The organism is Rubrivivax gelatinosus, from assembly GCF_016583785.1.
In the GTDB taxonomy this organism is placed as follows: Bacteria; Pseudomonadota; Gammaproteobacteria; order Burkholderiales; family Burkholderiaceae_C; genus Rubrivivax; species Rubrivivax gelatinosus_B.
In genome coordinates this window covers 1-10,639 of sequence record NZ_NRRU01000144.1, presented here as the reverse complement: position 1 = coordinate 10,639, position 10,639 = coordinate 1, and the positions used below count along the sequence as shown (strand labels likewise).

The following is a 10,639-nucleotide window of genomic DNA, read 5'->3' as shown; positions in this document are numbered from 1 at the left end:
AACGGGGGTGGGCGCGGAGCGGAACGGACGGGCTGCGCATTATCGCAATGCTTTCATCGGGCCGCCCCCGCTGGCAAGCGCGGGGCGCTTGGCCCCGCTGCCGGCCGGGGCGCACGGCGCCCGCCCGCCGGCTGGGGCCTTTGGTGCTGCCCGTACAGTGCCCCGTCGCCCGCGCCGCGCCCGGGCCGAACGCCATAGGAGGATGCGCTGTTGGATGCCTGGACTACCGCTCTCGCCGAAATCGAGTTCGGACGCTGGAACGAGCTGCTGCGCTCGGGCCTGCGCATCGTGCTGATCGTCGCCGCCGCCTGGGTGCTGGCGGTGGTGCTGCAGCGCCTGGTGCGGGCGATGAACGTGCACTTCAGCCAGCGCATGGAAGGCGACGCGGTGCGCCGTGCCGAGACCATCAACCGCGTCGCGCGCTATCTGATCGGCATCGTCGTCGGCGCGCTGGCGACGATGACGGTGCTGGCCGAGGTCGGCATCTCGCTGGCGCCGATACTGGGCGCGGCCGGCGTCGTCGGCATCGCCGTCGGCTTCGGCGCGCAGTCGCTGGTCAAGGACTACTTCACCGGCTTCTTCATCCTGTTCGAGGACCAGATCCGCACCGGCGACGTCGTCGAGATCGCCGGCATCGGCGGCCTGGTCGAGGACATCACGCTGCGCCATGTGCGCCTGCGCGACTACGACGGCAACGTGCACTACGTGCCCAACAACCTGATCACGACGGTGACCAACCGCGGCCGCCACTTCGCCTTCTCGGTTTTCGACCTGCGCGTGGCCTACCGCGAGGACCTGGACGAGGTCTACGCCGTGGTGCGCGAGGTCGCCGCCGGCATGCGCAGCGACGAGCGCTTCCGCGAGCGCATCCTCGAGGACCTGGACCTGGCCGGCGTCGAAGGCTGGGGCGAGAGCGCGATCACCGTGCGTGCGCGTTTCAAGGTCGCGCCGCTGGCGCAATGGGACGTGCGCCGCGAGTTCCTGCGCCGCCTGAAGCGCGCCTTCGACGAACGCGGCATCGAGATCCCGTACCCGCATCTGACCGTCTACGCCGGCGCCGGCAAGGACGGCGCAGCACCGGCGCTGCCCCTGGGCATCCGCCGCCAGGCGTCCACGCCGGACGCCGCCAACGCCTGAAACCGGAGTCCACACATGAGCCAGCGTCACATCGGCATCGTCGTCGGCAGCCTGCGCCGCGAATCCTTCAACCGCCGCCTCGCGCAGGCGATCACGGGCCTGGCGCCCGAAGGCTGGAGCTTCGAGTTCCTGGAGATCGGCGCGCTGCCGCCTTACAACCAGGACGACGACGCCGCGCCGGCCGAAACCGTGCGGCACTTCAAGGAGCGCATCGCCGCCAGCAGCGCGATCCTCTTCGTCACGGCCGAATACAACCGCTCCATGCCCGGCGTGCTGAAGAACGCGATCGACCACGCCTCGCGCCCCTACGGCAAGAGCGCCTGGGCGGGCAAGCCGGCGGGTGTCGTCGGCATCTCGATCGGCGCGATCGGCACCGCGCTCGCGCAGCAGCACCTGCGCACGGTGCTGGCCTACCTCGACATGCCGACGCTGGGGCAGCCGGAGGTCTATCTGCAGGCGCGCGACGGCTTCTTCGACGCCTCGGGCGCGATCGCCGACGCCGGCACGCAGCGCTTCGTGCAGAGCTGGGTGGACGCGTTCGCCGCCTGGGTCGAGCGCCACGCGGCGCGCTGAAGCGACGCCGTCGATCCGACGAGGTGCGTCGTTTTTCGCGTTCTTATCGAATGAATGTGAAGAAACGTTTCATGCTTCGTGGCCTTCGGTTAGATTTCGAGCCGACGGTGCTGCGCCCAGGCGCGGTGCCGTGAGCCGGCTGCGGTGACACGCGGCCGTTGGGCAAACCCGGTGAAAACCGGGGACGCAAAGCTTCCGGGCTAAGGGCGGTTCGACTAGGCCAGCGGGGTTGCCGCACGGGCTGAAGCCCGGGTGTGCTGCCGTGGCTTTGCGTCGTAGAACGAGACCATCGCGGCCATGCAGCAGTTATCCCGTTCCGGTGCCCACGCGGCTGCCGCCAGCACCCGGCGCCTTGTTCGTGGGCTCGCGATTTTCGCGTTTTCATCGACCGCCTTCGCTGCGGCGGCCACCGAAGCAGACGAGCCCGGCCGCATCGTCGTGCGCTACAAGCCCACGCTGCAGGCCGCTTCGGCAACCGATGCCGCCGACACGATGTCGCGCCGGGTCACGGCGCTGTCGCGGCGCGTCGGCGTCAAGCTCGGCACGCTGCGCAGCCAGGGCACGCAGGCGGCGGTGTATTCGGCGCCGGCCGGCCTCGGGGCGCTGCAGCTGCGTGCACTGGCCACGCAGATCGCCCAGGACCCTTCGGTCGCCTCGGCCGAACCCGACGTGCGCGTCAGCGCCAGCAGCAACGACACCTATTTCGCCCAGCAATGGGCGCTGGGTTCGCCGGCGGCGCGTGCCGGCGGCGCCAACTTCGTCGCCGCCTGGCCCTATTCGACCGGCAGCGACGTCGTCGTCGCCGTGCTCGACACCGGCATGACCGCGCACCCCGACCTGTCGGGTCGCCAGTTCGCCGGCTACGACTTCGTCTCCGACGCCGGCATCGGCGCCGACGGCGGCGGCCGCGACGCCGACCCCAGCGACCCGGGCGACGCCTGCGCCGCTGCCGGCAGCTCGAGCAGCTGGCACGGCACCGCGGTGGCCTCGCAGATCGCGGCCATCGCCGACAACGGCTACGGCATCGCCGGCGGCGCGCCCGGGGCGCGTGTGCTGCAGGTGCGCGTGCTCGGCAAGTGCGGCGGCTGGCTCTCCGACACCGCCGACGCCATCGCCTGGGTGGCGGGGCGCAGCTTCGCCGGCGTGCCGGCGCCGTCGGTGAAGGCGCGTGTCATCAACCTGAGCCTGGGCGGCGCGACCAGCTGCCCGAGCTACATGCAGGACGCGATCAACCTCGCCAACGCCGCCGGCATCACCGTCATCGCGGCAGCGGGCAACGACGGCCGCGCGGCCATCAGTTCGCCGTCCAACTGCAGCGGCGTCATCGCGGTGGCCGCGGCCACCGCCACCGGCGACCTCGCGACCTATTCGAACTACTCCTCGCAGGTGGCGATCACCGCACCCGGCGGCGGCTCGTGCCGCCAGGCGACCGCGGGCTGCGACACGACGCCGACGATCGCCTCCGGCGTCGAAGGCGCGAACAGCTTCGTCGGCTACTCGCCGGCGCGCTATTTCGCCGGCACCTCGGCGGCGACGCCGCAGGTGGCCGCCGCGGCCGCGCTGCTGCTGTCGTATTCGCCGTCGCTGACGCCGGCACAGCTGCGCTCGGCGCTGCTGTCGGGCGTGCACGCCTTCCCGGCCGGCACCTTCTGCACCGTGGCCGGCCGCTGCGGCGCCGGCCTGCTCGACGCCGCCGGTGCGCTGGCGACGCTGAGCGCGCCGCTGGTGACGATCACGCCGACGGCTGGCGTGACGACCGGCGTCGACGGCGTGCAGGCCGGCCTGGTCGCACGCGGCGCGTCGGCGACGCTGAAGGCCACGGTGGCTTCGGGCACCGGTTACAGCTACGCGTGGCAGCAGGCCAGCGGCACCGCGGCGACCATCGTCTCGGGCCGCAGCAGCGACACGCTGGTGATCACGGCGCCGGCCAGTGCCGGCACGATGTCGTTCACCGTGACGGCCAGCAGCGCCGGTGGCGTCTCGGCGCGCAACTCGGTCTCGCTGCGCGTCAACAGCGTGCCCGAGACGCTGCCCGCGGCGCTGCCCGAAGCGGTGGCCGGCGCCAGCTACACGACGGCCTTGCCGACGCTGGACGGCGACGGCGACACCGTCAGCTACGCGCTCGTCTCCGGCCCGACCGGGCTCACGGTTTCCTCGGGCGGCGCCGTCGCCTGGAGCGCACCGGTGCAGGGCGGTTACACGCTGACGATCGCCGCGCGCGACCCCTACGGGCAGACCTTCAAGCGCAGCGTCACGCTGACGGTCAAGGCCAAGGCCACGGTGAAGCCGCCGGTGGTGCCGGGCGGCACGCTGACGGCAAGCGCCGGCAAGGCCTTCAGCGCCGCGACCAACGTCAGCGGCCCGGCCGGCGTGGCGATCAGCTACGCACTCGCCGGCCAGCCGGCGGGGCTGACGATCAACACCAGCGGCGTGCTCAACTGGGCCGCGCCGGTGGTCGGCAGCTACAGCATCCGCGTCAGCGCGAGCAACGCCGGTGGCTCGGCTTCCGGCGTCTACGCGCTGACGGTCAAGGCCGCCAACCGGGCCCCGGTCGTCACCGCCAAGACCTATCCGGCGAGCGCCGGCGTGGCCTGGAGCGGCCAGGTCGTCGCCAGCGACGCCGACGGCGACGCGCTCAAGTACGCGGCGGCTTCGGCGCTGCCCGCGGGGCTGACGATCGAGGCTTCGGGCCGCATGAGCTGGGCCAAGCCGGTCGCCGGCAACTACGGCTTCAGCGTGCGCGTCACCGACGCCGCCGGGCTCTCGGGCGTGGCGACGATGACGGTGGCGGTGGCCATGCCGAACCGTGCCCCGGTCGTCGCGGCCCTCAGCTACATCGGCATCGCCGGCGTGAAGTGGATCGGGCAGGTCGCTGCCAGCGACGCCGACCGCGACGCGCTGCGTTACGAGCTGATCGCCGGTGTGCCGGCGGGGCTGGCCATCAACAGCGCCGGGCTGATGTCGTGGGCATCACCGGTGGCCGGCAGCTACGCCATCAGCGTGCGCGCCATCGACACCAAGGGGGCGTCCGCGGTGGCGGTGATGAGGCTGGTGGTCGGCAAGCCGAACAGCGCGCCGACGCTGGACGGGCGCAACTTCAGCGCCAGCGCCAACGTCGCTTTCGCGGCGCAGCTGCAGGCGCGTGACGTCGACGGCGACAAGCTGAGCTACGCGCTCAGCGGCGGGGTGCCCGCTGGCCTGACGCTGAACACTGCCGGGCGCCTGAGCTGGACCAAGCCGCCGCGCGGCAGCTGGACGGTCACGGTGCGCGTCACCGATGCGCGCGGCGCGGTGCTGACGACGACGCTGACGATCGTCGTCAAGTGACCGCCGGCTGCGGCACCGCAGCACAATGGACTGCCAGAGGCGCGATCGGCGCCCGAGGAGCCCTGATGAGCGACCACGACCCGCGCCCGGACTTCGCCGCCTTCGAGGCCGAGATGCTAGTCCGCGGCTTCGACTCGGTGCTGGTGCGCCGCATGGCGCCCGGCACGGTGCTCGACGACCACGAACACTGCTTCGCGCTCGAGCTGCTGGTCGTCGAAGGCGGGATGTCGGTCTGCCACCACGGCGTCACGCGTCGCCTGCTGCCCGGCGACCGCCTGGTGCTGCCGCGCCGCGAGCCGCACGCTGAAACCTATGGCGAGCAGGGCGCGGTGTTCTGGATCGCGCGGCGGCACGCCGCCTGATTCAGCCTGGGGCGCTGAAGACGACGGCGGCGTGGCCCGGCAGCCGGCCCGGCCGGCGTGCCGGCAGCGTGCACAGCGCTTCGCTCCAGCCCTCGGGCGCGGCCACCGCCTGTTCGTCCGGTCCCAGGTTCAGCCAGGTCAGCGTGCGCGGCGCGGCCAGGCGCACCAGCTGCGTTGCCGCGTCGCCGTCGACGCGCACCGCACCGGGCTCGCGCGGGCCCAGCTCGCCGGCGCGTTTCAGCTCGATCAGCCTGCGGTAGCGCTCCAGCATGAAGCGGCCTTCGGGTGTGGCGGCGTGCTCCCAGCGCAGCTTGGACGCGAGGAAGCTCGTGCGTGCATGCGGATCGGGCGGGTCGTAGCCGGGCACGAAACCGTTCTCGGCGCGGCGCCCGGCACGCACGCCGCGCACGATGCGGCGGTCGCCGAAGTCCTCGAAGAACAGGAAGGGCGTGGTCTCGCCCCATTCCTCACCCATGAACAACATTGGCACGAAGGGGCTGGCGAACATCGCCACCGCGGCCAGCAGCGCACGCTGCGGCCCGAGCAGCGCCGCCAGACGCTCGCCGCCTGGGCGGTTGCCGACCTGGTCATGGTTCTGCACGTGCACGACGTGCTCGCGCGGCGTTGTCGCCGCCGGGTCGCTGCCGGTGAAGTGGCGGCGAAAGCGGTCCAGCCGCATGCCGTCCAACACCCAGCCGCGCGCCAGCGCCGTCACCACGTCGTCGAAACGGCCGAAGTTGGCGTAGTGGCGCCAGCGCTCGCCGCTGAGCCAGGCGATGAGCGCGTGGTTCAGGTCGTCGTTCCACTGCGCGTCGCAGGCCAGGCCGTCGGCGGCGGTGACACGCGCGTTGTTGCGCAGGTGCTCGGCGACGGTCAGCACGCGCCGGCGCTGGCGCGCGCCGATCTCGCGCGCCAGATCGCTCAGCTCGCGCAGCATCGGCACGGGGCTGTTGTCGTGGATCTCCGAGGCCGCGTCCAGGCGCACGCCGTCGAAACCGACGTCCTCGATCCAGAAGCGCAGGTTTTCGGCGAAGTACTCGCGCACGCCGTAGGCATAGGCGCCGTCGAAGTTGATCGCCGCGCCCCAGGGCGTGGCCGCGGCCTTGGTGTAGGGCGCGAACTGGCCGCTGTAGTTGCCTTCGGGGCCGAAGTGGTTGTAGACCACGTCCAGCAGCAGCGCGATGCCGAGCGCGTGTGCCTGCTCGACGAAGTCCTTCAGCTCGGCCCAGCTGCCATAGGCCGCGTGCAGCGCGAAGGGCTGGACGCCGTCGTAGCCCCAGTTGCGCTCGCCGGGGAAGGCCGCCAGCGGCATCAGCTCGACGACGTTGACGCCCAGTGCCGCCAGGTGCGGCAGGCGCGCCGCCGCTGCCGCCAGCGTGCCTTCGGGCGTGAACGTGCCGACGTGCAGCTCGTAGATCACCGCGTCCTCGATCTCGACGCCGCGCCAGCCCGGGCTGGCGGCGGGCACGATGTCGACGACCTCTGACGGCCCGTGCACGCCCTCGGGCTGGCGGCGCGAGGCCGGGTCGGGCCAGGCGGCGCCGTCGACCTCGACGCGGTAGCGCGTGCCGGCCGGCAGCGCCTCGGTGGCGGCGTTCCAGTAACCGAGCGCGTCGCCCGCCAGCACCAGCGGCGCGCGGCCGTCATCGAAGACGATGCGCAGCGCCAGCCGCTCGGGCGCGAAGACGCGGAAGGCCGAGCGCCCGTCGGCGAGACGGTGGTGGCCCAGGCGGCCCAGCGGCGGGAAGCTCATCGGCCCTCTGGCGTTCGATTGCACCGCCGGACGGCACACGCAGCGCCGCTCCCCTCGGGGACCGGTCGCCACCGGCGACCAGGGGGAGCGGCGTGGCCGGCCGGGCCGGACCCGATCCGGGTCTCCCGGTCGGGTTCGGAGCCCCCTCGGGGGGCGGCCGCCAGGCGGCCGGGGGCTCTCATAACCTGTCGTAGAGCTGGGCCATGCGGTGCAGGCGCGTGGCGGCGTCGCCCGGAACCTGGTCCCAGCTGAAGCGCCAGCCCCAGTTGCCGCTGCCGGTGCCGGGGAAGTTCATCCGGTGGCTGCCGTCCAGGCCCAGCACGTCCTGCATCGGGTAGATCGCGCTGTCGGCGATGCTCGAGCAGGCACAGCGGATCAGGTCCCAGTGCGGCGTGTGGCCGTCGGTCGCGAGGTACTCGCGCAGGTGGTTGCGCGCGGCCTCGCTGGTGCTCGCGTACCAGCCTATCGTCGTGTCGTTGTCGTGCGTGCCGGTGTAGACGACGGTGTCGGGCTCGTAGCGGTGCGGCAGGAAGCGGTGCTCGGCGTTGACGTCCTCGCCCCAGGCGAACTGCAGGATGCGCATGCCGGGGAAGTCGAAACGTTTGCGCAGCGCGTCGACGTCGGGCGTGATCACGCCCAGGTCCTCGGCGATCACCGGCAGCTCGCCGAGCGCGGCGGCGATGGCCTCGAACAGCGCCGCGCCCGGCGCCGGCACCCAGCGGCCGTTCTCGGCCGTCGGCTCGCTCGCCGGGATCTCCCAGTACGCGGCGAAACCACGGAAGTGGTCGATGCGCAGCAGGTCGACGAGCTCGAAGCTGCGCCGGATGCGCTGGATCCACCAGGCGAAACCTTCGTCGGCGTGCGCTTCCCAGCGGTACAGCGGGTTGCCCCAGCGCTGGCCGGTGGCCGAGAAGCCGTCGGGCGGCACGCCAGCGATCACCGTCGGCGCCCCCTTCTCGTCGAGGATGAAGAGTTCGGGCCGGGCCCAGACTTCGGCGCTGTGGTGGGCGATGAAGATCGGCGCGTCGCCGACGATCTGCACGCCGCGGGTATTGGCATAAGCGCGCAGCCGCGCCCACTGGCGGAAGAAGCGCCACTGGCAGAAGGTCCAGAAGCCCACGCGTTCGGCGTGCTGGCGGCGGGCGGCGGCCAGCGCCTTCTTCTCGCGCCGGGCCAGCGGCGCCGGCCAGTCGCTCCAGCTGCCCGGGTGCACCTCGGCCAGCGCCATGAAGAGCGCGTAGTCCTCCAGCCAGTCGGCGTTGGCGGCGCGGAAGTCGGCCAGATCGGCGCGGTCGGTGGCGTTCGCGCTGTCGGCAAAACGTGCCGCGGCCCGCGCCAGCCGGTCCATGCGGTAGGGCCCGACCTGTTCGAAGCGCAGCTGGTGCTCGTCGACGCCGGCCGGCGGCGCCAGCTCGTCGGGCTGCAGCCAGCCGTGGTGCACCAGGTCGTCGAGGTCGACCAGCAGCACGTTGCCGGCAAAGGCCGAGCTGCTCATGTAGGGCGAGTTGCCGGGGCCTATGCCGCCCAGCGGCAGGATCTGCCAGAGCTTCTGGCCGCCGACGGCCAACCAGTCGACGAAGTGGTAGGCCGACGGCCCGAAGTCACCCGAGCCGTGCGGGCCGGGCAGCGAAGTGGGATGCAGCAGCACGCCGCTGCGACGGGGAAAACGCATGGAGCAGGATTCTCAGGTGATGACGTCCGGCGCTTCGCGGCCGGTCCACGCCGGGATGCCCGCGATGTCGCGGGCCAGGGTGATCAGCGGCGCCAGCGCCGCCTGCGGGTCGAGCCCGTGGCGTGCCGGGTCGGGCTCGAACTGTTCGATGTAGACACGCAGCGTCGCGCCGCTGGTGCCGGTGCCGGAGAGCCGGTAGACGATGCGCGAGCCGTCGTCGAAACCGATGCGCAGACCCTGGTGCGCCGAGACGCTGGCGTCCACCGGGTCGGTGTAGGCGAAGTCGTCGGCGAGCACGATGCGCCGGCCGGCGATGGCCTCGCCGGGCATTCGTGGCAGGCGGTCGGCCAGCGCGGACATCAGGCCTTGCGCGGCTTCGTTCTCGACCGCCTCGTAGTCGTGGCGCGTGTAGTAGTGGCGGCCGAAGGTGGCCCAGTGCGCCTCGGCGATCTCGCGCACGCTCTGGCGGCGCGCGGCCAGGATGGACAGCCACAGCAGCACCGCCCAGACGCCGTCTTTTTCGCGCACGTGGTCGCTGCCGGTGCCGGCGCTTTCTTCGCCGCACAAGGTGATGCGGCCGGCGTCGAGCAGGTTGCCGAAGAACTTCCAGCCGGTCGGGGTTTCGTAACACGGGATGCCCAGCGCCTGGGCGACGCGGTCGACGGCGGCGCTCGTCGGCATCGAGCGGGCGACGCCGGCCAGGCCGCGTGCATAGGCCGGCGCGCAGTGGGCATTGGCCGCCAGCATTGCCAGCGAGTCCGAGGGCGAGACGAACAGGCCGCGGCCGATGATCAGGTTGCGGTCGCCGTCGCCGTCGGAGGCGGCGCCGAGGTCAGGCGCATCCGGGCCCATCATCTCGTCGTACAGCGCCTTGGCGTGAACCAGGTTGGGGTCGGGGTGGTGGCCGCCGAAGTCGGGCAGCGGCGTGCCGTTGACCACCGTGCCGGCGGCGGCACCCAGTTCACGTTCGAAGATCGTGTGCGCGTAAGGCCCGGTGACGGCGTGCATCGCGTCGAAGCGCAGCCGGAAACCGCCGGCGAAGAGTGCCCGCAGCGCGCCGAAGTCGAACAGGCGCTGCATCAGCGCGAGGTAGTCGGCGACCGGGTCGACGACCTCGATCTCGAGCGTGCCCAGCACCCGCGTGCCCAGCGTGTCGAGGTCGATGTCGGGCGTGTCCAGCGTGCGGTACTCGCTGATCGTCAGCGTATGGGCGTAGATCGCGTCGGTGATGCGTTCGGCCGCCGGGCCGCCGTTGGCCGAGTTGAACTTGATGCCGAAGTCGCCGTCGGGGCCGCCCGGGTTGTGGCTGGCCGAGAGGATCAGGCCGCCGAAGGCGTGGTGGGCGCGGATCACGCACGAGGCCGCCGGTGTCGACAGGATGCCGCCGGCACCGACGATCAGGCGCGAGAAACCGTTGGCCGCGGCGATGCGCACGACCGACTGGATCGCCTCGCGGTTGTGGAAGCGGCCGTCGCCGCCGACGACCAGCGTCAGCCCGCCGAAACCGCCCTCGGGCCGCACGGCGTCGAACACCGACTGGACGAAGTTCTCGACGTAGTGCGGACGGGCGAACTCGGCGACCTTCTTGCGCAGGCCGCTGGTGCCGGGCTTCATGCCGGCGATCGGAGTCGTGGGGAAGCGCGTGACGATCATGGCGGGCGGTGTGGAGCGGGCGACAACGGCAAGGGTAACGCGGCGCGCGCGCGCCGCCACGTCCTGAGGCGGGAGCCGACCCGCCTCGCGGGGGTGTCTGGGGTCAGGCCGTGGCCAGCTGCAGCCAACTGAAGCGGGCGTCGCGCCGGGCATTGCTCCGGC

The 10,639-nt window shown here is 72.3% G+C and carries 7 protein-coding genes and 1 riboswitch; of the genes, 4 read left to right on the top strand and 3 right to left on the bottom strand.

The features are described 5' to 3' along the window. Positions 1-210 precede the first annotated feature (210 nt). From CKO43_RS23625 to CKO43_RS23610, 4 genes are all read left to right on the top strand, one after another. The gene (locus CKO43_RS23625; protein WP_200380183.1) at positions 211-1,137 is read left to right on the top strand and encodes a mechanosensitive ion channel family protein; all 927 of its coding nucleotides are present in this window, start codon (positions 211-213) and stop codon (positions 1,135-1,137) included. Between the two features lie 15 nt (positions 1,138-1,152). Next, a complete protein-coding gene (locus tag CKO43_RS23620; protein WP_200380182.1) occupies positions 1,153-1,710 on the top strand; it encodes an NADPH-dependent FMN reductase in 558 nt (185 codons plus the stop codon). 151 nt (positions 1,711-1,861) lie between these two features. Next, positions 1,862-1,947, top strand: a riboswitch (cyclic di-GMP riboswitch). 60 nt (positions 1,948-2,007) lie between these two features. After that, the gene (locus CKO43_RS23615) at positions 2,008-5,037 is read left to right on the top strand and encodes a S8 family serine peptidase (RefSeq protein WP_200380181.1); all 3,030 of its coding nucleotides are present in this window, start codon (positions 2,008-2,010) and stop codon (positions 5,035-5,037) included. A gap of 65 nt (positions 5,038-5,102) precedes the next feature. Beyond that, on the top strand, positions 5,103-5,399 hold the full coding sequence (locus tag CKO43_RS23610) for a cupin domain-containing protein (protein ID WP_200380180.1): 297 nt from the start codon (positions 5,103-5,105) through the stop codon (positions 5,397-5,399). Position 5,400: 1 nt separating this feature from the next. Here the strand turns inward: CKO43_RS23610 and treZ are convergent, their stop codons facing one another. From treZ to CKO43_RS23595, 3 genes are all read right to left on the bottom strand, one after another. After that, entirely contained in the window at positions 5,401-7,152 is a 1,752-nt protein-coding gene (gene treZ / locus CKO43_RS23605) for a malto-oligosyltrehalose trehalohydrolase (RefSeq protein ID WP_200380179.1), read from the bottom strand. A gap of 178 nt (positions 7,153-7,330) precedes the next feature. Further along, a complete protein-coding gene (malQ, locus tag CKO43_RS23600; RefSeq protein ID WP_200380178.1) occupies positions 7,331-8,824 on the bottom strand; it encodes a 4-alpha-glucanotransferase in 1,494 nt (497 codons plus the stop codon). A gap of 12 nt (positions 8,825-8,836) precedes the next feature. Further along, complete coding sequence (locus tag CKO43_RS23595) at positions 8,837-10,477, bottom strand: alpha-D-glucose phosphate-specific phosphoglucomutase (RefSeq protein WP_200380177.1); 1,641 nt, start codon at positions 10,475-10,477, stop codon at positions 8,837-8,839. Between the last annotated feature and the right edge of the window lie 162 nt (positions 10,478-10,639).